The following is a 21,943-nucleotide window of genomic DNA, read 5'->3' as shown; positions in this document are numbered from 1 at the left end:
CCCTCTCATTTCCTAGATAGTAAATCCTCCCCTTTAAAAAATCAAAGCGCATTTTTTCCAAGCAAACGCCAAAAAAACAAAGCGCACACCAGCACAAACAATTCTTTGAACAGCCATTCGCTTTGAGCGTGCGAGCGGGCAAATTCAGCGCTTTGGAGCGCGACTTCGCCCACTTTTTGAGCGTTTAAAATATAAGGCGTGTAATAAAAAACAAAGAGCAAACACAACGCCCCTATCGCCACGCCAAGGATCAAATACACTAACGATCTTTTATAATAAATAAACGAAATGATTTCATAAAGTAACACCACAAAACCGATCGCGCCTAAAACATAATTGAAACGCACAAAGATTTGTGCCATGAGTTTCCCGCTCTCAAAGGGAGTTAGATTCAATTCAGGTAAAATGCTTGAAGCTTTGAAAACAATGGGCGCAACTATCGCTCCTAGAATGATCAAAGAGCCGCCCAAAATACCTAAAAGAAGCAAATACACCCCTAAACCAAATTTTTTCATCTTCCACCTTTTTTAAGATTTTTGCAACAAATGGTTGCAATCCTTAAACTGCCACACTTGAACTAAAGGCATAAAAAATTCTAAAAGGGCCTGAATGTCAGTGATCCTGTCTTTTAACCCGATAAACGTTTCAACCTTCACGCCTTTTTCTAATAAAAACCTAATTATAGAATCACTATACTTGTAATTCAATAAAAATTCTAACTCTTCTAAAGAACCCTCTTTTTTAAAACGCTCCATTTTAGCGCTCAAGCCCACTTCTTGATAAAAGTTATCCATGTAGCTTTGCGGGTCTTTTTGGAACGAAGAAAGTTGCAAGCGTTTGAACGCCAAACTCTTATGCGCTAGCATGCAAGGCGAAAACAATAACAAAGAATTGATACGGCGCTGTTGTAAGATTTCATTATAAGCGTATTCTATCGCCTTAATCGCCCCCATAGAAAAGCCTGACACATCATAAGCCCCTTTTAAAAGCCACTCTTCAAACAAAACGCTTTCATTAATGAACCCAAAACCACTAAAAAAACGCATTTTCACCCGTTCAACCAATCATACAAATTAGAATGTTCTAAATATTCTTGCTCCAATAATAGAGCGCTCAAGCGCTTGCAAGCTGCAATTTGCGGCTTTAAAAACTCCAGTTGCTCTTCATAAAGAACGCTTAAAGACTCTTTTGTAGGGGCTAAAAGAAGCTCACTAGCCATAAATTCATTCAAAAATTTCGCTTTTTGCAAGTCTTGTTTAGACAGACTATAACGCTCTTTATAGAGCAACTCTAAAATAATCGTCCCGCTCAAATACACTTTAATGTAATTTTTAATCTCGCTCTCACTATGGATTTTATTTTCATTAAAAGCGATAAATTCCCCCAATAAAGGCGCTTTATCAAATTCAATTTCTAGCCAATACGCGCTCAAGGCTTTCGCGCTTTGATACAAAGCGACCAATTCTTTTTGGTTTTCGTCTAAGGTTTGGGGCTTTTTCTTGCCATAAGCGATCTTGTCTTTCACTTCTAAAATGTCGCCCTCAGTGATTTCAATTCGTTGGTGTTTTAGGGCGTTTAAAGCGCTTTCATTGATTAAAGTCGCCAACATCGCCCCGCTAAAACCCACGCAAATTTTAGCGATCTTAAGATAATTGAGCGCATGCTTTTTGTTTTCTAAAAGCTTTTCTAAAATGCTTTGTCTTTCTGACAAATCCGGTAAAGAAATGAAAATGCGCCGATCAAAACGCTTGCTCCTTAATAGCGCTTCATCCATCACTTCCATTTGGTTAGTCGCTCCTATCACCACCACCTCATCGTTTTGCAAAAACCCATCCATTTCGGTTAAAAACTGGTTGAGCGTGGCCTCTCTTTCATCGCTCCTATGCCCTCCCCTAGCCTTACCCAAAGCGTCAATTTCATCAATAAAAATAATAGAGGGGGCATGCCTTTTAGCATGCATGAAAAGTTCATGCACTTTTTTAGCCCCAGCCCCCACATAAATTTGAGAAAACGCGCTCCCGCTTTCATAAAAAAACGGCACTCTGGCTTCACTCGCTAAGGCTTTAGCGATCATGGTTTTCCCCACTCCAGGAGGCCCGATTAACAGCACGCCTTTAGGGAGAAAAATCCCTAAATCCTGGTATTTTTTAGGGTTTTTTAAATAATCTATCACTTCTAACAATTCTTCTTTAACTTCATCCACCCCTGCAATATCTTCAAAACGCACCCCCAACGCATCGTATCGCTGGAACGAATTTTCTAATTCGTTTTTGTGCGCGCTTTCTAAATTCATTTTAGTGTCCAATCGTTTAGGCAAGCGCCAAAAGATCCCAAAAAGCATGCTAGAAATGAAAAAAAGCAACGCTAAAAAGATTTTAGAAACCTTGTTTAAATTTTCTCGTTTTTCTATGGGCATGCTTTCTGGGATTTTATAGGCTCTTAAAAAGGCTTCTTTGTTGGTTTTATAAAGACCCTTGTTAGCATAAAAATAATTTTCATCTTCTGTTAGAGTTTGCTTAGGGTGAGATTGGATCACATAAAAAAAGTCCTTACTGGATATGAGCCTAGAAACATCGCTCAAGACTAAAAAAAGAAGCAAGCAAAAAGTAAGGATCAAAAACCCTAACGCCAAAACAAGCGAGCGGTTTTTGATGCGTTTAAAGGGAGCGATGAGGTTTTCTAAATTTTTAGAAAACGGCATGGTTTTCCCTCTCCTTAATTTCATAATCCCTAATTTCTAAAAAACTAGCCCTTAAAGGCTTATCGCTTTTGATTTTAATGGGGTTGAAGAATTGATCTAAGGCTTTAAATTCGCCATCTTTTTGCGTTTCCACTAAAGCTTTTAGGGGCGTATTGAGCTTGAGTTGCAATTGCCTGAACGCCTTATTTTTATGTGAAATCAAATCTTTGATCGCATTCAAACGCTTTTTAGAATCTTCCAAGCTCACGCTATCAGTCATCAAACTAGAGGGGGTGTCTTTTCGTTTGCTGTAAATAAAAGGGTGGATGTGCGTTAAGGGTAAGCTTTCTAAATTCTTAAACGCTTCTTCAAAAACGCTTTCGCTCTCGCCCGGATGCCCTACAATAAAATCCGTGCCGATAGCAAAATTCTTAGAAGCGATGACCTCTAATAATTCCCTATCGCTTTTTGTGCGGTTTCTTCTGTTCATTCTTTCTAGCATGAAATCATGGCTGTGCTGTAAAGCGATATGCAAATGTTTTTCTAAAAAATCCTCTTCTAAAAGCTCTAAAAATTCATCGTTGATTTGGTTAGGCTCTAAGCTCCCAATCCTTATGCGCTTTAACCCAGTAATCTGGCTTAATTTTTTAATCAATCTTGCGATATTGCTTCCTTTATCTTTCCCATAGCTCCCCACATTGGTGCCGGTTAAAACCACTTCTTGAACCCCTTTAGAGCATAAAAGGCCCACTTGCTCTAAAATTTTCCTCTCTTCAAAACTCCTAGCCCTCCCTCTCACGCTTGGGATAATGCAATAATTGCAATCAAAATCACAGCCTTCTTGAATCTTGATAAACGCCCTAGTCTTTCCCACAAACTCGCTCACCATCGTGGTGTCTAAGTGCTTGTTTTCTAAATTGTCGTCTATAAAAAAACGCTTTTTTTCTTGTAAAAGCGCGTTAATCTTTTCTTTATTGTCATGCCCAAAAACGCCCTTTAAAAGCCCTTTTTCAAAAAGCTCCTTGCCTTGGGTTTTCACCCCACAGCCAGTAAATAGCACTTCCTTATTTAATTGCGCCATTTTTTTAGCGTAACTCCTTACTGCGCTATCGGCCCCATTGGTTACGGTGCAAGAATTGATGATAATAATATCGGCTTCTTGTTCTTCTAAGGTTACGCTAAAATCCTTCAAATTCTCGCCCATCACTTGCGTGTCAAAAAGATTCGTCCTGCACCCAAAAGTTTTGAAATAGACTTTTTTCATTTTTGTTCCCTTTTATTCCCAAAGCCATCGCCTAAGGCGTCGGCATCCACTTTAAGCAGCTTGCTGGTCGTATAAGCGATATGGATATTTTCTTCTTTCAAAAAAGCTTCAACAATTTCAGCCACAATCTTGCTCCTTAAAGACAGGGTCGCATACGAATTGGTTTGATACCACACTGAGATTTTTATCCCGTTACTTTCAGGCATCAAAAAGCATCGAGGCTTCACGCTCAAACTCCTTAAAGAATACCGGTCGCGCATTTTATTGAGCTGTTTATAGGTAATATCCGTGTATTCTTTAGACAATTCTGTAGCGATATTGAGCGCAATTTTAGAAGCTTTTTTAAAATCAGAATCAAATGTAACGCAAAAATCCACGCCATCCCAAACCGTTTTCATCCCAAAATGGCTGTAATTAGCAAACATGGTGGTGAAAATATAATTATTAGGCACAAAAATAATCCGGCCCGCTCTCCTGTTGTTCGTATAAGTTGTAAAGGTTACATCTTCTAAAATCGTAATGTGCAGCATAGAAATATCCAACACATCGCCAATAAAAATATCCGTCCCCTTAGCGATACGCACCCTATCGCCCACATGCACGCTCCCCCCAATCAAAATAATAAACCACCCAAGCAAGCTCATGAACAAATCTTTCATCGCAATCGCTAAGCCCGCGCTCGCAAAGCCTAAAACCGTGACCAAGTAAGTAACATTTTCTAAATACGAAAAAAGAAAGATTAAAACAATCACGCTCACATTCACGAAGTTAATGGCTTTATTCACGGTATAGACGCGCTCATTATTTTCAATGTATTTACTGGAAATGATTTTTAAAATCCAAGCAAACACCACGCTCAAGAGGGCTGCTAAAAACACATAAACCAATTTAAAAAGCTGGTTTTTAACTTGAGATTTGACAATGCTTATAGCCTCATCGCTGTCTTTTTGGAAAATCCCAATCGTGGTTTTTAGAATGTTTTGAGCCCCTTGCAATTCTAGGCGTTTGGCTTGAGTTTGATAAATCTCATCGCTTAATTTCGCGCTTTTATCCAAAGCGTGCCACTGATTTAAAAGCTGGTGTTTTTGATCTAAAAGCCTTAAAACTTCTTCTAAAGAAGTCTGGTTGTTTTTAAGACTTTCATGCTTTAAATGCATGCTTTTAATGAAAGAAATGCCATCAATGATCGCAATAGGGTTAGCGATATTAGGGATATTGGGGATATTAGGGCGCTCTATCAAATCCTTAAAAGGATTGACCCCATAGCTTTCAAACATTTTTTGCTGGGACTCTAAAGCCTTTAAGGTGTGCTCTAAGGTGCTAATCTTTAATAAATCCTTACTTTTTTTATTTTTTAAACGCCTTAATTCCTGCCTCACGCTCTCTTTTTCGGTATAAATTTGATTGTAGATCTTATAGTTTTCAAATTTTTTCAACCACACATTATCGTCTTTGGCGAGTTTTTTATCCACCAAAGCCATTTGTTTTTGTATGGACGACAGCTCTTGGCTTTTATCTTCTGCTTGTAAAAACAAAAAACAAAAGAATAATAATACCCTTAATGCCATTCTTCTAACACCTTTATGATCGTTTCTTTAGGGATATGAGAGGCAATTTCAAACGCTCCAACGCCTTTGGGCAGAATGAATTTGATTGTCTCATTCTCGCTTTTTTTGTCTAAAAACAAGCGTTCGTAAAATTTTTGAATATCTGTGATTTTGTAATTAAATATCAAATCAAATTTTTTCAATAAATCTTCTATGCGTTCGTATTCTTTTAGAGTGAGCATGCCTAAAGAAAGGGCTAAATCATTAGCCATGCGCATGCCAATAGCGATCGCTTCGCCATGCAAAAACCGCTCATAATCAGTCTCTTTTTCTATTGCATGCCCAAAGGTATGCCCGTAATTGAGCCCAGCCCTGATATTTTGCTCTTTTTCATCTTGCGTAACGACTTGAGCTTTGATACTGACGCTTTGAAAAACCACTTTTTCTAAACAATCTTTTAAATCCTTTGTTTCTAATATTTCTACCAGGTTTTTATCAAAACACACCGCCATTTTAATGATTTCAGCAACCCCTGCTTGAAATTCCCTTTTTTTAAGGGTTTTTAAAAAAGCCAAATCAATATAAACCGCTTTAGGCTGGTAAAACGATCCGATTAAATTCTTGCCATAAGGCGTATTGATCCCTGTTTTCCCCCCCACGCTCGCATCCACTTGAGCGAGTAAGGTCGTAGGGATATTAATAAAATCAATCCCCCTAAAATAAATACTGCTCGCAAACCCCACCATATCGCTTATCACTCCCCCACCAAGGGCTATCATTAAAGAATGGCGGTTTAATTGCATTTCAAAGGCGTTGTTTAAAATGCGCTCTAATGAATTAAAATTCTTGTATTTTTCTCCGGACTCTATCACGCACACTCTCACTTCTAATGCTTTCAAGCGCTTTAATAAATACGATAAATGCAACCCGGCCACGATGCTATCGCTAACGATGAGGGCTTTTTGTTTCAATTCAATTTCAGGCAGTTCCCCCAAAAACACTTTATAGCTTTTTTCTTTTAAAGGGATTAAAATTTCTTGCATTCTTTCTCACTCCGCTATGGGGATAAAAATTTGAGGGTTATCATCGTTTAAAAACGCTAATTTTTCCACTTTAGTGGATAAAAACCACCAAAAGCGCGTGTGCGTGATGCACTCTTCAAAAGGCATGAAATGCAAAATGGGATTTCTTAAAGAATTGAGATACATGATAGGATTTCTAATATCGGTTTGAAAAATCTCAATCTTGCGGTTGAGCGTGTTGGCTAAATTTTCATAATGATTGACAATCTCGTTTTTATAGCGCTTGTTAGGGTCAAAATCATAGAGCAACAAGCCCAAATCCATCTGCATAGACACATCAAAGATCACTGAAGACATGTCCTCATTAATATCCAAGCTTTCATTCAAAACCACCACACTTTGAGAGGTTTTAGACAAGCCGGAAGTGTTGGTTTTATAAACCGGGGTGGCTGTTTTATACAAGGCTTTTCGGTGTTTTTTAGATAAAAAAAGCTCTCTGCCCACCACAATCAAACCCATTTTTTTCTGGTGGTCTTCATGGAGTTTTTGGATAAAACTTTTCCCATAAAAATCAAAATTCACTTCAATGCTTTCGGTTTCTAGCGATAAAAATTTATGATAAAACTTAGGGCTAGTGGGGTGTAAAACCTGGATATAGAGCTTGTAGCTCTTTAAATGTTTGTGCAAAAACAAGGCTTGATACACATCGCGCATCATCGCTTTTCTGCTCTGTAAGCGCATATCAATGTATAAATAAATGCTCTTGCCAAAGGGGGCTGGGAACTGCCCCACATTGCTTTTGACCTGGAGATACACCGCGTTTAAAATTTCCGGATTGCCTGCCACTAAGAGAATGTCTCGCGGCTGGATAACCAAAGATTTAGTGGAGAGCAACAAAACATCGTTGCGATAAAGCCCTACAATCCTGTATTCTTTTTGCCTGATAGAGCCAATATGCCTGTAAGCAAAAATACTCCCAAAAGGCACATCAATCTCCATGATCTCGCCCTTGCCTAACCCAAACTCTCTAGGGGTGCTAGGGATATTAGGCAAACGAGAAATGAATTTATTGGCTAAAACTTCAAATTCATCAATTAAAATAAGCTTCTCATCTTTATTTTCTTCATTATTTTCTAAAGTTTTTTCACCATCTCTTTTCACGCTCAAAACCACGCGCATGCGTTTGAAATGGGTTTGAATGATTTTGTGAATGATGTGCTGTTCTTTAAAATCTTGTATGATTAAAAACGCATCGCTCACCTCATCGTTTAACACTTGCAAAAGCCTGAAACTAGAAGTCGCATCAAAACAATGAAAAGCGAAAGTGCTCGGGTAGTTTTTAGGGATAAGGCTCTCATTTTTGACAACCACTATATAAAAATTATGATTAGAATAATGCCTTAGCACCAAGTCTAAAAAATTTTTTGCTACAATGCCATCTAAAATAAGGGCGATTTTTTTCAATTCCAAACTTCCTAAAAAATGATTACGCCATTATATCCAAGATTAAGGCTTAAACGATGGATTTTCAACTCCAAGCGACGGACAATAACGCGCGAGCTGGTCTTTTAAATTTAGCCCATTCTCAAGTGGCAACGCCTGTTTTTATGCCAGTAGGCACGCAAGGCTGTATCAAATCTTTAGACGCTACTGACATGCAAGACATTTTAGGCGCTAAACTCATTTTAGCCAACACCTATCACATGTATTTAAGGCCGGGCGAAAAGATCGTTGAGGAGTTAGGGGGCTTGCATCGTTTCGCTCAATTTCATGGGAGTTTTTTAACCGATAGTGGAGGGTTTCAAGCCTTTAGTTTGAGCGATAATGTCAAATTGCAAGAAGACGGGATTGTTTTTAAATCCCATATTGATGGGAGCAAGCATTTGTTCACGCCCACTAAAGTTTTGGACATTCAATATTCTTTAAATAGCGATATTATGATGGTTTTAGACGATTTAGTGGGCTTGCCCGCTCCCTTAAAACGCCTTGAAGAATCCATTAAAAGAAGCGCTAAATGGGCGAATCTTAGCCTAGAATACCACAAGCAAAAAAACCGCCCCAACAACAACCTTTTTGCCATTATCCAAGGCGGGACGCATTTGAAAATGCGCAGCCTCAGCGTGGGATTAACGCATGAGGGTTTTGATGGCTATGCTATAGGTGGGTTAGCGGTGGGGGAAAGCGCTGATGAAATGTTAGAAACCATCGCGCACACCGCCCCCTTGCTCCCCAAAGACAAGCCTCGCTACTTAATGGGCGTAGGCACGCCTGAAAACATTTTAGACGCTATCGGTTTAGGGGTGGATATGTTTGATTGCGTGATGCCCACCAGAAACGCCAGAAACGCCACCCTTTTCACGCATTCTGGCAAAATTTCTATCAAAAACGCACCCTATAAATTGGATAATACGCCTATTGACGAAAATTGCACCTGTTATACTTGCAAACGCTATTCTAAAGCCTATTTGCACCATTTGTTTAGGGCTAAAGAACTCACTTACGCCCGTTTGGCTAGCTTGCACAATTTGCATTTTTATTTAGAGTTGGTTAAAAACGCCAGAAACGCCATTTTAGAAAAGCGGTTTTTGAGTTTTAAAAAAGAATTTTTGGAGGAATACCACTCCCGCTCTCATTGAATGATGGAAGTTTTTTTAAAACAAAACCCTATCTTTGATAAATCTCAGGGTGGGTGCTTTTAAAACGCCTGTGGAACCAAAAATAACTTTCCGGATGCTTTCTAATCACTTCTTCGCACAAACTCGCTTGCGCTTGCGTGCATTCTAAAATATCGTTTTCAGCGTTATCGGTGATTTTAGATCGGATACTTGGGTAATAGGTCGCTGTGTAATGCGAATAATCGTCATTAAAATCAATGAATACCGGCTGGATGTCAATATTGTAGCGGCGCGATAAAATAGAAGCGATCGTGGTGTGCGTAGCGTCTTTATTGAAAAATTTCACCACCACCCCATCTTTAGGTGCAACATTTTGATCCACTAAAATCCCCACAAGGCCATTGCCTTGATTATACATTTTAATGAGTTCTTTCATCGCTCCCACTTTATTGACAAAACGCACCCCAAACGCTTCTCGCCTGCTCATAATCATGTGATTGATGGGGGCGAATTTAGTCAAACGCCCCAAACACCCCCTACCATAATCCTTATAATATTGTGCTAAAGTCGTGCCTACCGCTTCCCAATAGCCAAAATGCATGCATAAAGTGATCGCTTGGCCTTCCTTGTTTAAAGACTTCCACACGTTTTCTTCATTGATGAGCGTGAAACGAGCGTCGTATTCATCTTTAGGGATAAAAATCACTCTAATGGTTTCTAAAATAATGAAGGCAAAATTTTCATAACCCTTTTTAATAATCCTTTTTTTCTCTTCTTCGCTTTTAGAATCTCCAAACACAAAATCCAAATTGGCTTTAGCGTCAAAATAACGATGTCTATCAAAAGTTTTCATCAGCCACGCCACAGCTTTAATACACCTTAAAAACCACGAATGGGGCATTTTAGCTAAAATAAACCCTAAAATATTCACTAAAAATTCCACGATAAAAACGCTCAAAATGCGCAATTCTGTTTTAAAACCCTTATCGTCTTGTTTTAATATTTTTTCGTGTATGAGTCGTTCTTTATAAGTCATTCTTTTTCCTTTAAAATGTTTAAAACGCATTCTTTAATTTTTTTAGGCTCTATGTTTTGGATAGAAAAATCCTTTTTATGGTAGTTGGCGTTTGAATTACCGGTGAGCGAAACATTGATCGGGCTTTCTAGTTTAAAACGCTCCATGGGCGTGTTGCCATAAAGGGTGATGCTGGGTTTTTGCAACGCCCATGCTAAATGCGTAATACCCGTATCGCCCCCAATAATCAAATCCATTTTAAAGAGCAACGCCTTAACCTCGTTTAAAGTGAGTTTAGGGAGCAATAACACATCGCGCTGGTTTTTTAAAGTGTGATAAAGCGCAGTGGCCTTATCTTCACTAGCATGCCATAACAAGCAAATTTGAAAATTTTCTAACGCTAACGCTAACTCTTTAAAACGCTCTATGGGGTAGGTTTTATTGATTTTAGAGGTTTCTAAAACAAAAAGGATTTTTGGCTTGTTTTCATTCAAACTTAACGCATCAATTTTTGGAGAATCTTGATAAGAAAACACTTTAGATCTAGAGCTTAAGCCCTCTGAAATTTCTTTTTGGGGCAAGTTTAGGGCATGGAATAGGAGCGTGAAATTGCGCTTTAAAACGGGCTCATTATAAGCGATAGAAACTTTTTGCGAGTAAAAAAACGCGCTCAAACCCTCCCTAGCCGAAGTGCAATCAAAGCCGACTTTTTTAGGGGCTTTTAACATTTGAGTGATGAGAGCGGATTTGATCAAACCTTGCATGTCAATGACTATATCGTATTCATAAGCCCTTAAAGATTTAAAAAGTTTGAAAATCTTCAAAGGGTTAAAGGTCGTAAGAGTGCTTTTTAAAGCGATGGGGTGTAATTTATCAATATAAGGGGAATGCTCTAAAATCGCGCCAAATCTTTCATCCACGAACCATTCTATTTGAGCGTTAGTAAAACGCTCTTTAATCAGTGCTAAAAACACCGCGCTCACGATAATATCCCCAAGCGCTGAAAGCCTAACAATCGCTATCTTCAAGCAAACTCTATCGTCAAAGGAATGGGTTTAACGAGTTTTGGGAGCATCTCTTTAGCCAAGTAAAGCGTGTCATTAGAATGGATCACAAGCTTGTTTTTTTCTAGCGTGTATTTTAGATGGTGGTTGTCTGTCAGGCACAGATTTTCGGCTAAAGAAAGGATGAAACTCAGCCATTGTAAGGTTAAAAGGCTTGGCATCATCGTGCTCATGTGGGCGATAGCGTTGTCTTTAGGGATTTTTTTATGGCTGAATTGCGCCAATAAGCAAATGATCGCTCTGTCTTGGTGGCTAAAGCCATAACTCAAAGCGTTTAAGATAAAATACGCGCTGTGCTTGTGGGCTAAATAGACGCTTAAAATCTTACCCATGCTCGCTAATTCCCCCGCAATCTTTAAATGGAAAAGGTATTTTTCATCTATTTTATGCAAAGGCGATAAGGCTTCAAACAATTTCACGCATTCTTTTTTGACCTTTTGGCTGTGCTTTTCATGGGGTAAAAAGCGATCTTTTAAAGAGATCAGAGAGGGGTTGATATTGGGGGGGAATTTATGGTAATGATGGCGCAATAAATCGCTTAAAAACACGCCTTCTCTCACCCCTACGCCGCTGGTGATCATCAAAGAAGTTTTTAAATGCTCCAAAACGACTAGTAAAATCAACGCCCCGCTCCTGATACTATCCAAACGCTCTTCATTCACCCCTAAAAGCCGTAATTGATCTTCTTTGAGCGTAACAATTTTTTCAATGAACACTAAATTTTTATGTGCATCTATTTCATAACCATGCAAAGAATCAATGGGGTAATCAAAGCGTTTCATCAATACCTTACTCAACGCCCTAATCGTCCCCCCCACCCCAAAGGCGTTTTTATGCTTAAAGGGCAGTTTAGAAACCTCTTTTTGGATAAAAGCTTTAGCGGTTTTGGCATCTAAGTCTTTATCTAAAAACATTTCTTTAATGCGAATCGTGCCAACATCAAGCGAGATGAGATCCTTAATCTTGCCTTTTTCAATCAACGCGCACTCCGTGCTACCCCCTCCAATATCTATCGTGATCCCTGAATTTTTATGCAACAAATTCGCGCACGCAATCCCGCCATAGAGCGCTTCTTTTTGCCCGTCAATGATTTTGATTTGCAAACCGCAAGCCTTTTTCACTCTCGCCACAAACTCCAGCCGATTAGGGGCATCGCGCACCGCTGAGGTCGCCACGCATAAGATTTTTTTGCTTTTGTATTTAAGGGCGATTTCTTTAAATTCGCTCAAGGCTCTAATGGCTCTTTGCATGGGGATTTCTTGCAAAACTCCATCAAACGCATAACAGCCCTCTGAAATCCTAACCCTAGATTTGGTCTCAAAAAGCAAGTAAAACCCAAACTGGCTCGTCTTTTTAAAGATAGCCAAACGCACCGAATTGGATCCTATATCAATCACGGTTGTGATTTTAGCCATTACTAGCCTTTAATCTTGCTCTTTTAAGCTTTCGTATTTGTATTTCAATTCCTCTTTGCTCTCTGCATTGTTAGGATCCGGTAAAATCGCATCTACAGGGCATACGCTCACGCAACGCGGCTCATCATCATCATACCCGTAACACTCTGTGCATCTGTCTGGATCAATATTATAAATGGGATCGCCCTCTTCAATCGCCTCACTAGGGCATTCTTCTCTGCAAGCATCGCACGCAATGCATTCATCATTCACCAATAATGACATGACTAACTCCTTTTAAAAGTTTGAATACGATTTTTACTCTAAATTAGCTTAAAATTCAATCTAAAAAAACTATTTTTTTTTGATTTTGTTGAGAATGGGGGACTTTTTCTAGCACGCCTAAAACCCCTAAATCTTTTAAATGGGTGTAGTCTTTTTTGTGGGTTTCTACAAACACGCTTAAGCCCAAACGCCAAGCGAATTCTGTCATGCCCTTTAAATCTTCTTTCAAAAGCTCTTCATCTAAAATGACCCCATCAGAGCCTTGAACAAGCGATTCTAAAAGCTGGTAATGGCTGATGAAAAGATCCTGATGGACAATCAAAGAACTCGCATGGCGGCGCAATAACCCTAAAACTTCTAAATCAAACACGCTTGGCGTGCCTATTTCGTATAATCCTTTGAAATTGACAATAACGCATTCTGTGCGGGTATTTTCTTCCAAAAGCTTTCCTAAAACCTCATCAGGGGTTACAAAAACACAATCTTTAGTTTGAGGAATGACTCTAGGCAAGTAAGGGTTATACGATAGGCTTTTACCTAGCATTTCATAAGAAAGCATGCCCTCTTTTAAGGCCAAGCTTTTTTGTAAATTTTCTAAAATCCTTATTTTTTGCATTCTTGAATGATTTTATTGTGTTCTTTTAATTCGGGTTCGGCTTGAATAGACTCTTTAGCGATGCTAGAAAAGATTTTTTTAGCCTCCAAACAATTCCCTAATTTGTAATAACCCCATGCTAAAGAATCCAAATAAAGCACTGAGCCAGAATCCAACGCTAAGGCTTTCCTCACAAAATCCATACCCCTTTTAATATCTAAGTCATAATCTATTAAGGAATACCCTAAAAAATTATAAAAGAAAGCGTCTTGCGCGTCTTCTTTGTCTTTAGTTTTAGCGAGGATTTGCTGGCGCTCTTTGGTGGCTTGCTCTAATTTTTGAATGATAGGCAGCATCTCTTGTTTGGTGAGTTTTTTATTTTTTGCGCTCAAGCTCTCATAATGATAAATAGCCTCTAATCCTAAGAATTTAGGGTCTTTTTTTTCTTGATAGATCAAAGAAGCCTGTTTGGAAGCTTGAGCGAATTTTTTTTGTGCGGTGTATAAGTCTAATAACAAACGCCTATCAAATGGGAATAATTCTGCGATTTGCTGGGCCTTATCAAACTCTTTTAACAAGATTAATACCCCTATATAAAATTGGGCGTTTTGAACAATAGGGTTTTTTTCATACAAACGAGCAAAAGTCGTTTTAGCCAAATCAAGCTCGTTAAATTGCGTGAAAGTGTTGAGCGCTTTTTGGCACAATTGCTCTGAGCAACCATACCTGTCTATATGAGATTGCAACAAATCCAAGCCCTCTTTTTTACGATTTTGCAAAAAATAGATCGTAATGAGTTTTTCTAGGCTGTCTTCATCATGCACTTGGTTATAAAACTTATTCAACAACGGGAAAGCCTTATCCAAACGCTTTTGAGTCAAATACAAAGTCCCTAACACATTGTCTGTGGCTATGGTCTTTTCTTCTTTACGGATTTTGTGTAGCAATTCAATCGCTTTATCAATCTGCCCCATTTGCGCATAGCCATCCACTAAAATCTTATTGATAGAAACATCATTACGATTATTGGTGATTTTTTGATAGAGCATGGCTAAATGCATCGCGGTTTTAATATCCCCTAAACTCGCCGCTGAAATGGCCGCTTCTTTAGCATACACCACCTTATTGGTTTGCTTATAGAGATTCATATAGCCTTTTTGAGCACTAGCAAAATCCCCTCTATGGAAAGCGTCTGAACTCAACAGGATTTGATGATCTTCTGAAAGGGTTTCAGCCTTAAGGCAAAACAGGCTAAAAAGCAATAAACTTGCTAAAAATCTTTTCTTTGTTTGAATATTCATTATTTTATTTCCTTTTTTGTATCACTATAGTGAATTTTAGCGCACTTTAGTTTCTTTGGTTTTTTGTGTAATGCCCGGACAGCTTTGACAAAAAGCTTCTTTTTGCTCTTTAGAGAAAGTTTTCACGCCCTCCCAAAAAGGAAAAGTCTGGCATTGTTTAGGGCGCACGCTATAAATCTGGCATTTTTTGGTTTCTAAATCCAAAAACACGCACGCCAAACCCAACTCTTTAGCGTCTTTTTCTAGTAAAGAGAACTTATACCCCACCTTTTTAACGTATTTTTGACTGAATTCTTCTAATTCTAATTGTAAAAAAGCGCTAATTTTTTGCATTTCTTAGATATTTAAAAAAATATACCCGCTTTCCCCCACGCAACACTTTGCCCCACAACCCTCGCATGCCTTAGGATTAAAACTAAAATCAAAATCTTGCATTAAACTACCCCTAATCCTATTGGAGATCAATACTCACGCTAAATTGCACCAACAACCCTTCATCATCTTTAGAGATTTTTAAGGGCAATTGGCTTTGAGCGCTCGGTAAATACTTGTTGATTAAGGTGAAAAAAAGATAGGTCTTTTCTAATTCGCTCGCTCTGGCCATGATAAAAAATTGGGTTTTTTGAAGGGGGTTTTGAGAGAGTAAGGGTTTGATTTTATAGGCATCAAAACATTTTTTTAAAATCTTTTCTAAAATCCGCCTGGACTCTTCATCATTAAAAATCTTTAATAAGGATTCGCCTGTTTCTTTTTGATTGCGGTAATTGGTTAAAGCTGTTTCAAAATGCCTTTGTGCGTATTCTAAAACGCTTTTTTTACGATTTTCTTCTAAAAGGATTTTTTTCAATTCCAGCATGCTAGGCCATAGAAAATACTCGGTATTCAACCAACCAAATAAGGAAAAAACCCCTAAAAAAACGAGGTTTTTGATGATAAACCCCACATCGCCTGATTGCTCTCTGTCCAGGTGTGAAAAATGCAATGGCTTCATTTAATAGACTCCGGGTTTTTTATCAGTAAGGAATTAGAAAAGTTGGTGGAGACAAAATTAAACCACCCATCGCTTAAGGGGAAAAATTCCGCCCTAGAATAATCAAACATGGGGTTTAGTTTGTTTTGAAACAAAAAATAAAAGGCTTCTTTAGAAGGGGTTTTACCACTAACCACCACGCTTTGCTGGTCTATTTCAATGCTATTAATAGTAATGAGATCCGGCACAATGTTTAAAAGCCCTTGCAAAACATCTCGTATATCATCATTGTAATTCAAACGCTTTTTGGCTTCTTTAATGAGTTTTAAGGTTTCATCAGTTTTAACCTGCAAGCGGCTGATTTCATGGCGATAAAGCCTTTCTTGGATCGTCAAATCAGACGCATTATTTTGAGTGTTTTTAATAGCGTTATGCATAAACCACACTAACCCCCCTATTACCACAAAAGATAAAAAAATGTAAAAAACCCAAATTTTGGAAAGCTTGCTGATAAGGTATTTCGCTCTTGGCTCAATGTAGCTAAAACGCATACTTTTCATTCTCCATGCACGCTAAAATATTCAAGCGCTCCACTAAAGAAAAATCAATCCTATCCACTTCTATCATCAAAGTTTCTTGCAAATGCATTAACGCTTTTTGGTGGATTTGACAGCTGTCTAAAACAACCACTTTTTCTACAAAGTCCATATCTCTAGAATGATAGACGCTGCGCAATCCCTCTTGCAAAACGCCTGCAATTAGGGGGATATTCGTCATGCCTTCAATCAAACTATAAGCGTCCTCATTTTTTTCGCTATTATCCTTACTGCTATCTAGGCCTATCGCTTCTTCAAGGCTGTCAATATCTTCTTGGATTTCACTCAAAAACAAATTCACAGCTTCATTATCCATCTCCATAGAATCCTCCTCCTTGCTCTCTATAAACTCTTCAGGTTGCTCTTCTAAAAACACGGATTTGGCTAAAAAAATCTCTTTTTTATCCGCAATCAAAAAATAGAATCTTGAACGCTCCAAAAGCAAATACAACAACGGCTTTTCTTCTAAATTATCGCGCACAAAATCATAAATAAGGCTAAAAGGCGAAAACAAAAAATCCACATCCTGGATTTTAAAACGCTTGAAATCCTTTAAAAAATCCTTAGATTCCACATAAACGCAATACTTTTGATTGACTTCACAAGCCCGATAATCTTGATTTTCTCGTTTGATTTGTTCAAACGCCTGCTTTTCGCATAAAACCTCTTTAGCTTTACTCATCGCGCTAAAATAAGTGTAGGGGTATTTTTGGCTATAAGTTCTGGCGATTTTTAAGGCTTGAATGGGGACTTCACCATTTTTAGTCTCCACTTTAGTTTCAAAAGTTTTAAAAAATTTCTCTTTAATGCGGTGGTTTTTGATCCTTAAAATTTGAGCGGATAAAAGATTGTGATCCACATTAAAAGAAATATACACTTGAGAGCAAAACCTCTCTTTGAACGCTTTTTTTAACCCTTTAAGCACCCAAACCCCTTTGAGATTCTTCAAATCCAACAGAATCCATGCGCGTCTTTAAATATTCTTTAGCCTTTGAAAGCTCCCATTCTTTAGGGATGATTACAGATTCTAGCATGTAATAATACACTTCGCTAAAAGGCTTAGGGATTTCAAATTGATCCCAAGTGTTCAATCGCCATGCGTTTTTACAAACCACCCGACAAGCGCTAATCCCCACGCCTGATTTTTGAGCCAAAGCGATCACCCCATCCGCTATGCTGTGTCGTGGGCCTTTGGGGCCATCAGGAGTGATAGCGACATCGCAACCTTCTTTCAAACGCTTAAGCCCTTCTATCAAAACCTTAACCCCCCCTTTTTTGCTAGAACCTCTAATGTTTTTAAAACCAAAGCTTTCAAACAAACCCGCCGCAATAGAGCCGTCAAAATGCTGGCTTGCGATCACATAAACAGAAGGTTTTTGAAGCCTTAAATACGCAAACCCAATCATGCCAAGCTCCCCATGCCAACAGCTTACAATAAAGGGTTTTTCTTTTAAATTTTGAGCTAAAAAATAGCGGTTTTTACAAGTTTTATGCAACAACCAAAGGACTCCAAACGCCAAGCGTGGGACAACCTTTAAAACGATATTTTTCCTGAAAAATTTTAAGCTCAATTCTCGCCTTTAAACCCGCTTTTTCATTGGTTATTTTTATTAGTTGCCTTTAGCGGTCGCTATCAAGCGCCCTTTAGAATGAGAAACAATCTCCACTTTTACAAGCTCGCCCGGACTTCTTTTTTCTTTACACGCTACTTCAATGAATTTCCCCGTATCGCTACGCCCTTCAAAACCCACGATTTGATTGTCAATTTCACGCCCATTTTCCACCAACACCACATGCGTTTTACCCACTTCTAGCTTGGCTTTTTCTTCTAAAATTTCTTTGTGCTTGTTTTGCAACCTCTCCAACCTTGAAGATGAAACCTCTAATGGCACTCTTTCCTTCCAAGCTCCCGCTTCAGTGAAAGGGCGTGGGGAGTAAATGAAACTATAGAGCGTGTCAAAGCGCACTTTTTCTAGCACTTCCATCGTGTCTTCAAAATCCTTATCGCTCTCATTAGGGAAGCCTACGATAATATCCGTGCTAATGCCCACTTCAGGCACTAAAGCCTTTAACCTCTCCACCCTATTTAAAAACCACTCCTTACTATAACCCCTTCGCATCATCTTTAACACCGCGCTAGATCCGCTCTGTAAGGGCATGTGGATACTCTTGCACACTTTAGGGTTTTTGGCAAAGCGCTCTAAAAATGCATCATTCATGTGTAAGGGGTGAGGCGAAGTGAATCGTATCCTTTCAATGCCTTGGATTTCGCTCAATTTATCCAACAAATCGCTAAAATCCACTTTCGCATGCTCGCTACTGAAACGCACGCCGTAATTATTCACATTCTGCCCTAAAAGCATCAGCTCTTTAGTGCCGTTACTCGCCAATTTCTCAGCTTCTTTTAAAATCAAATCCATAGGGATAGAAATTTCTTTTCCCCTAGTGTGCGGGACAATGCAATAAGCGCATTTCTTATCGCAACCTATAGAAATATTTAGTAACGATCTGATTTGAGCCTTTTTTTCAAAAAATTCAAACGCATACGCGCTTTCATCATAATCAATCGCCACTTCAACCGCTTTTTCTTTATGGATCACTTGAGAGATTTTAGACACATTCCTAGCCCCTAACACAAAGCTCACGCTCGGGGCTTTTTTCAAAATATCCGCTCCCATGTGGCTTGCAGTGCAACCGCAAACCCCGATTTTGGCGTTGGGTTTTTTGATTTTAGCGAATTGACCGATTTCTGAAAACAATTTCCGTTCGGGTTTTTCGCGCACGCTGCAAGTGTTGATTAAAATCAAATCCGCTGTTTTAGGGTCGCTAGTTTCTTTATAGTCTAGTTTGGAGAGCTCGCTCAACAAATGCTCGCTATCCCTAGAGTTCATGGCGCAACCCATGGTTTCAATATAAACTTTCAATACAAGCCTTTAAATAATGTGCAATTCATAAAGAAAATCTTTTTCATCGCTGCTGACCCTCACCTCATCTAAATAAGCCGTATGGCCTTTTTCTTTGAAAAAATCCACCGCTTTGAGCATGTCTTTGTGGGCGTTTGTGGGGGCAAAATAGAAAATAGAACGCTTGTCTTCACTAAATTTGTGATACAAATCCTCTAATTCCACGCTCTTAGCGTCTGATTTTCTTGTATTCTTGGCTAAAACTAATTTCATTGACTCTTTCCTTAATTGATTTAGATTTCTCATTTTAACGCATTCTGTCTTTAAAACAAATTAGATCACCCTTTTCCCCCCCAAAAACAAGCGTTCCACTTCTTTAGCATGCAATAAAAATTGCAAAATCGCTTGCTCTTTAATGAATTTTTCACCAAAACCAAACACGCTCAAATCCGCTCTTTTATTAGCTTCTATCTCGCCATTATTTAAAGCTAAAGCTTTAGCCCCATGCCTAGTCGCTCCTAAAAGAGCGATCTTGGCTAATTTTAATAACGGCATGTTATGGGTGAGCAAGAACGCCCTTAATTCGTCTAAAAGGCTCAGCGAAATGTTAGAACTCAAGCCATCAGTGGCCACGCTCACGCTCAAACCGGCCTCTTTGATTCTTTCTAAATCCAACGCTTGCCCGCTCAATAGGCGGTTAGAAAAGGGGCATGTGATTAAAAAAGCGTTTTTGACTTGAGATTTAATCCTTTTTAACGCTTCCAAAGAAGCGAACTGGTTATGCACGAATAAAGTGTGCGTGTCTTCAAACATGTCAATGTAATCGTTCGCGCCCTTATAGAGCGATTTGAAATGAGACTCCTTTAAAAAATGCTGGTAAAAATTTTCAAACCACCCTTTAGAATTTTCCACCCATTCTAATTCTTCAAACGATTCTAAAAAATGCGTAGAAAGCAGGCTTTGTGAATCTTTGGCTAATTGGATGACGCTTAAAGCCATGTCTTTTTGAACCGAATAAGGGGCATGCACAGCAAGAGCGGCTTTAAGCTTTTTGTCTTCTGAATCTTTTAACTCTTTGAATTTTACCTCAAACGCTTTTAGTTTTTCTAAAGAATAGCTACTCCCTAAAAACTCTAAAAACACGACAGCACTCAAGGGGCTTTCTTTTAACAAATTAACTTCTATCAGGTGGTTAGAAATCGCTCCCACGCTCCCCACACCGCTTTTTAATTGCGTAATGATAGCGTTTTGAATAGCCCCTTGGCAATTTTCTAAAATCGCTCCCCCATTGTTTAACACGCTCCCTAACCAGCCAGAAAAACTCCCGTAATCAAAACTCGCCTTGTTGTTGGAAAATTCAAAATGGGTATGCGCGTTGATAAAAGCGGGCAACAGAACGGAATTTTCAAAAAACTGCGCCTTTAAGTGGGGGTATTTAAGCGTTAAACTTTTATAATCGCCCGCTTCAACAATCTTTTCATCAAAGACCACGCCATAATCTTCTAACACTTCGCATTGTTCATTGCATAAAAAAACTAAAGACGCTCCTATGATTTCTTGCATGCACTCTCCTTAATAAATATGGTTTGCCCTTTTAAGATCATTCTTTGAACTTCGCCATATAATTCTAAACCATAAAAGGGCGAATTTTTATTAATAACTCTTGTTTGGGCGCTCAAATCCACAATCATGAGATTGGCTAATTGATTTTTTTTAACCTCACCTGCATTGAGTTTTAAAAATCTCGCTTGATTAGTCGCCATGACTTTAATGAGCTGTTGGAAGCTGATAACCTTTTTTTGAACTAAAAAAGTATAAGCCACGCCAAAAGCGTCCTCTATGCTCTCACACCCAAAAGCGCTTTCTTCAAAAAGCTCTGCGTTAGAGTTTTTAAAAACATGGAGGCTTGTGAGCATGGCGATTTCATCATTCTTTAGGGCTTCTTTTAAGGCGTTTTGGCTTTCTTTATCCCTTAAAGGAGGGGCGATTTTAAATCTAGGCTCATAATCTTCATACACGCTCTCATCTAAGATTAAATGGCTTAAGGGCGTTTGGGCCTGCAGGTACGCTCCTAAATTGTTAAAGGCTTTGATGAGTTTGAGCGTGGCGGTGCTGCTCACTTTATCTAAAAGCATAGGGATTTGTAACGCTCTAGAAACTTCCATAAAACGCACCAAGCGCGTGTTTTCAAACGCATTTTCTACAAAATTCTGCCCCAATTCATAGGCTAACACCCCGCTATTTAGGGCTTCAAAAGAATTTTCTAAAGAGATTAAAAGAGGCAAGTTGTAGGATTTGGCGTAATGGCTGATGAGTTCTAAAAAAGCGTCAGATTGCGCGATTAAAATTTCCCCTCCTTTATTTTTAAGCGTAGCGATGTCGGCTAGCTGGTTGTTTTTAACCGCCATAATATTTTTAATGCCGCTTTGATCGCAATTAAAAACATTGAGTAACCCTACCCCCCCTTTAAAAGCCTTTTGCTTTAAATTTTCATAACCCTCCAAACCAGTAACGCTCAAATCAATGAAGCTTGGCAGCACGAATAAATTCGCGCACTCAATTACTTCTTCATTTTTAATAGGGCTTAAGTTTTCTTTAATCTCTGCAATGAGAGAATCTTTTAAGCGGATATCCGCTCTTTTTAAAACCTCACCATCATAAAACGAAGCGTTTTTTAACAGCATCAAACCCT

22 protein-coding genes and 1 pseudogene are annotated in these 21,943 nt (G+C 38.8%); 1 reads left to right on the top strand and 22 read right to left on the bottom strand.

Going from position 1 to position 21,943, the window contains the following annotated elements:
• Positions 1 to 41: 41 nt before the first annotated feature.
• Genes P6280_RS03230 through P6280_RS03200 form a run of 7 tightly spaced genes read right to left on the bottom strand, consistent with a single transcriptional unit; the run spans position 42 to position 7,977 of the window.
• Positions 42 to 515 carry a DUF4149 domain-containing protein gene (locus P6280_RS03230; RefSeq protein ID WP_015643923.1) on the bottom strand — a complete coding sequence of 158 codons (474 nt, stop codon included), beginning with the start codon at positions 513 to 515 and terminating at the stop codon, positions 42 to 44.
• Positions 516 to 527: 12 nt separating this feature from the next.
• Positions 528 to 1,046: a pimelyl-ACP methyl ester esterase BioV gene (bioV, locus tag P6280_RS03225; RefSeq protein WP_283236979.1), complete on the bottom strand. Its 519-nt coding sequence runs from the start codon at positions 1,044 to 1,046 to the stop codon at positions 528 to 530.
• 2 nt (positions 1,047 to 1,048) lie between these two features.
• Complete coding sequence (locus P6280_RS03220; protein WP_283236978.1) at positions 1,049 to 2,701, bottom strand: AAA family ATPase; 1,653 nt, start codon at positions 2,699 to 2,701, stop codon at positions 1,049 to 1,051.
• Positions 2,688 to 3,944, bottom strand: coding sequence for a tRNA (N(6)-L-threonylcarbamoyladenosine(37)-C(2))-methylthiotransferase MtaB (gene mtaB, locus P6280_RS03215; protein WP_283236977.1), 1,257 nt, complete (start codon positions 3,942 to 3,944; stop codon positions 2,688 to 2,690). Before mtaB ends, P6280_RS03220 begins: the two co-directional genes overlap by 14 nt.
• Positions 3,941 to 5,512 (bottom strand): mechanosensitive ion channel family protein, encoded by a 1,572-nt coding sequence (locus tag P6280_RS03210; protein ID WP_180430385.1) that lies wholly within the window; start codon positions 5,510 to 5,512, stop codon positions 3,941 to 3,943. Before P6280_RS03210 ends, mtaB begins: the two co-directional genes overlap by 4 nt.
• Positions 5,503 to 6,534 (bottom strand): 3-dehydroquinate synthase, encoded by a 1,032-nt coding sequence (aroB, locus tag P6280_RS03205; protein ID WP_283236976.1) that lies wholly within the window; start codon positions 6,532 to 6,534, stop codon positions 5,503 to 5,505. Before aroB ends, P6280_RS03210 begins: the two co-directional genes overlap by 10 nt.
• 6 nt (positions 6,535 to 6,540) lie before the next feature.
• Positions 6,541 to 7,977: a COG3400 family protein gene (locus P6280_RS03200; RefSeq protein WP_000717253.1), complete on the bottom strand. Its 1,437-nt coding sequence runs from the start codon at positions 7,975 to 7,977 to the stop codon at positions 6,541 to 6,543.
• A 56-nt stretch (positions 7,978 to 8,033) separates the two neighbouring features.
• Between P6280_RS03200 and tgt the strand changes: the two genes are divergently transcribed.
• Complete coding sequence (gene tgt / locus P6280_RS03195; RefSeq protein WP_283236975.1) at positions 8,034 to 9,149, top strand: tRNA guanosine(34) transglycosylase Tgt; 1,116 nt, start codon at positions 8,034 to 8,036, stop codon at positions 9,147 to 9,149.
• 28 nt (positions 9,150 to 9,177) lie between these two features.
• Here the strand turns inward: tgt and P6280_RS03190 are convergent, their stop codons facing one another.
• The 15 genes and pseudogenes from P6280_RS03190 to P6280_RS03120 form a co-directional block, all read right to left on the bottom strand.
• A complete protein-coding gene (locus tag P6280_RS03190; protein ID WP_283236974.1) occupies positions 9,178 to 10,164 on the bottom strand; it encodes a lipid A biosynthesis lauroyl acyltransferase in 987 nt (328 codons plus the stop codon).
• A complete protein-coding gene (gene waaC, locus P6280_RS03185) occupies positions 10,161 to 11,171 on the bottom strand; it encodes a lipopolysaccharide heptosyltransferase I (RefSeq protein ID WP_283236973.1) in 1,011 nt (336 codons plus the stop codon). Before waaC ends, P6280_RS03190 begins: the two co-directional genes overlap by 4 nt.
• Complete coding sequence (locus P6280_RS03180) at positions 11,168 to 12,622, bottom strand: Ppx/GppA family phosphatase (RefSeq protein ID WP_283236972.1); 1,455 nt, start codon at positions 12,620 to 12,622, stop codon at positions 11,168 to 11,170. The genes waaC and P6280_RS03180 overlap by 4 nt, the downstream gene beginning before the upstream one ends.
• A gap of 9 nt (positions 12,623 to 12,631) precedes the next feature.
• On the bottom strand, positions 12,632 to 12,886 hold the full coding sequence (locus P6280_RS03175; protein WP_000055463.1) for a YfhL family 4Fe-4S dicluster ferredoxin: 255 nt from the start codon (positions 12,884 to 12,886) through the stop codon (positions 12,632 to 12,634).
• A gap of 55 nt (positions 12,887 to 12,941) precedes the next feature.
• A complete protein-coding gene (locus tag P6280_RS03170) occupies positions 12,942 to 13,502 on the bottom strand; it encodes a beta/alpha barrel domain-containing protein (RefSeq protein ID WP_283236971.1) in 561 nt (186 codons plus the stop codon).
• Positions 13,490 to 14,782 (bottom strand): tetratricopeptide repeat protein, encoded by a 1,293-nt coding sequence (locus P6280_RS03165; RefSeq protein WP_283236970.1) that lies wholly within the window; start codon positions 14,780 to 14,782, stop codon positions 13,490 to 13,492. The genes P6280_RS03170 and P6280_RS03165 overlap by 13 nt, the downstream gene beginning before the upstream one ends.
• Before the next feature lie 36 nt (positions 14,783 to 14,818).
• Positions 14,819 to 15,217: pseudogene (locus tag P6280_RS03160) on the bottom strand (YkgJ family cysteine cluster protein).
• 16 nt (positions 15,218 to 15,233) lie between these two features.
• On the bottom strand, positions 15,234 to 15,773 hold the full coding sequence (locus P6280_RS03155) for a hypothetical protein (RefSeq protein WP_096521678.1): 540 nt from the start codon (positions 15,771 to 15,773) through the stop codon (positions 15,234 to 15,236).
• Positions 15,770 to 16,303 carry a PilN family protein gene (locus tag P6280_RS03150; RefSeq protein WP_001212809.1) on the bottom strand — a complete coding sequence of 178 codons (534 nt, stop codon included), beginning with the start codon at positions 16,301 to 16,303 and terminating at the stop codon, positions 15,770 to 15,772. Before P6280_RS03150 ends, P6280_RS03155 begins: the two co-directional genes overlap by 4 nt.
• The gene (locus P6280_RS03145; RefSeq protein WP_283236969.1) at positions 16,293 to 17,273 is read right to left on the bottom strand and encodes a DUF8569 domain-containing protein; all 981 of its coding nucleotides are present in this window, start codon (positions 17,271 to 17,273) and stop codon (positions 16,293 to 16,295) included. Before P6280_RS03145 ends, P6280_RS03150 begins: the two co-directional genes overlap by 11 nt.
• Positions 17,266 to 17,919 carry a lysophospholipid acyltransferase family protein gene (locus tag P6280_RS03140; protein WP_000053540.1) on the bottom strand — a complete coding sequence of 218 codons (654 nt, stop codon included), beginning with the start codon at positions 17,917 to 17,919 and terminating at the stop codon, positions 17,266 to 17,268. Before P6280_RS03140 ends, P6280_RS03145 begins: the two co-directional genes overlap by 8 nt.
• Before the next feature lie 39 nt (positions 17,920 to 17,958).
• Positions 17,959 to 19,272: a tRNA (N6-isopentenyl adenosine(37)-C2)-methylthiotransferase MiaB gene (gene miaB, locus P6280_RS03135; RefSeq protein WP_283236968.1), complete on the bottom strand. Its 1,314-nt coding sequence runs from the start codon at positions 19,270 to 19,272 to the stop codon at positions 17,959 to 17,961.
• Between the two features lie 9 nt (positions 19,273 to 19,281).
• A complete protein-coding gene (locus P6280_RS03130) occupies positions 19,282 to 19,524 on the bottom strand; it encodes a nuclease (RefSeq protein WP_000780041.1) in 243 nt (80 codons plus the stop codon).
• Positions 19,525 to 19,584: 60 nt separating this feature from the next.
• Positions 19,585 to 20,814 (bottom strand): adenosine deaminase, encoded by a 1,230-nt coding sequence (locus tag P6280_RS03125; RefSeq protein ID WP_283236967.1) that lies wholly within the window; start codon positions 20,812 to 20,814, stop codon positions 19,585 to 19,587.
• The gene (locus P6280_RS03120) at positions 20,799 to 21,935 is read right to left on the bottom strand and encodes an amidohydrolase family protein (protein WP_283236966.1); all 1,137 of its coding nucleotides are present in this window, start codon (positions 21,933 to 21,935) and stop codon (positions 20,799 to 20,801) included. Before P6280_RS03120 ends, P6280_RS03125 begins: the two co-directional genes overlap by 16 nt.
• Positions 21,936 to 21,943: the final 8 nt, after the last annotated feature.

The sequence above is a fragment of the Helicobacter sp. 219-2 genome, assembly GCF_030053225.1.
GTDB classification, from domain to species: domain Bacteria; phylum Campylobacterota; class Campylobacteria; order Campylobacterales; family Helicobacteraceae; genus Helicobacter; species Helicobacter pylori_C.
The sequence above is the reverse complement of the archived record's forward strand: the minus strand, read 5'-3'. Positions and strand labels throughout refer to the sequence as shown.

Excerpts from the sequence above, each read along its gene's own strand:
- P6280_RS03220 (WP_283236978.1), bottom strand. The coding sequence starts at position 2,701 with ATGCCGTTTTCTAAAAATTTAGAAAACCTCATCGCTCCCTTTAAACGC.
- P6280_RS03125 (WP_283236967.1), bottom strand. The coding sequence starts at position 20,814 with ATGCAAGAAATCATAGGAGCGTCTTTAGTTTTTTTATGCAATGAACAA.
- P6280_RS03230 (WP_015643923.1), bottom strand. The coding sequence starts at position 515 with ATGAAAAAATTTGGTTTAGGGGTGTATTTGCTTCTTTTAGGTATTTTG.
- tgt (WP_283236975.1), top strand. The coding sequence starts at position 8,034 with ATGGATTTTCAACTCCAAGCGACGGACAATAACGCGCGAGCTGGTCTT.
- P6280_RS03130 (WP_000780041.1), bottom strand. The coding sequence starts at position 19,524 with ATGAAATTAGTTTTAGCCAAGAATACAAGAAAATCAGACGCTAAGAGC.
- P6280_RS03210 (WP_180430385.1), bottom strand. The coding sequence starts at position 5,512 with ATGGCATTAAGGGTATTATTATTCTTTTGTTTTTTGTTTTTACAAGCA.
- P6280_RS03175 (WP_000055463.1), bottom strand. The coding sequence starts at position 12,886 with ATGTCATTATTGGTGAATGATGAATGCATTGCGTGCGATGCTTGCAGA.
- bioV (WP_283236979.1), bottom strand. The coding sequence starts at position 1,046 with ATGCGTTTTTTTAGTGGTTTTGGGTTCATTAATGAAAGCGTTTTGTTT.
- aroB (WP_283236976.1), bottom strand. The coding sequence starts at position 6,534 with ATGCAAGAAATTTTAATCCCTTTAAAAGAAAAAAGCTATAAAGTGTTT.
- P6280_RS03180 (WP_283236972.1), bottom strand. The coding sequence starts at position 12,622 with ATGGCTAAAATCACAACCGTGATTGATATAGGATCCAATTCGGTGCGT.
- P6280_RS03190 (WP_283236974.1), bottom strand. The coding sequence starts at position 10,164 with ATGACTTATAAAGAACGACTCATACACGAAAAAATATTAAAACAAGAC.
- P6280_RS03155 (WP_096521678.1), bottom strand. The coding sequence starts at position 15,773 with ATGAAGCCATTGCATTTTTCACACCTGGACAGAGAGCAATCAGGCGAT.
- mtaB (WP_283236977.1), bottom strand. The coding sequence starts at position 3,944 with ATGAAAAAAGTCTATTTCAAAACTTTTGGGTGCAGGACGAATCTTTTT.
- P6280_RS03150 (WP_001212809.1), bottom strand. The coding sequence starts at position 16,303 with ATGCGTTTTAGCTACATTGAGCCAAGAGCGAAATACCTTATCAGCAAG.
- P6280_RS03170 (WP_283236971.1), bottom strand. The coding sequence starts at position 13,502 with ATGCAAAAAATAAGGATTTTAGAAAATTTACAAAAAAGCTTGGCCTTA.
- P6280_RS03165 (WP_283236970.1), bottom strand. The coding sequence starts at position 14,782 with ATGAATATTCAAACAAAGAAAAGATTTTTAGCAAGTTTATTGCTTTTT.
- P6280_RS03120 (WP_283236966.1), bottom strand. The coding sequence starts at position 21,935 with ATGCTGTTAAAAAACGCTTCGTTTTATGATGGTGAGGTTTTAAAAAGA.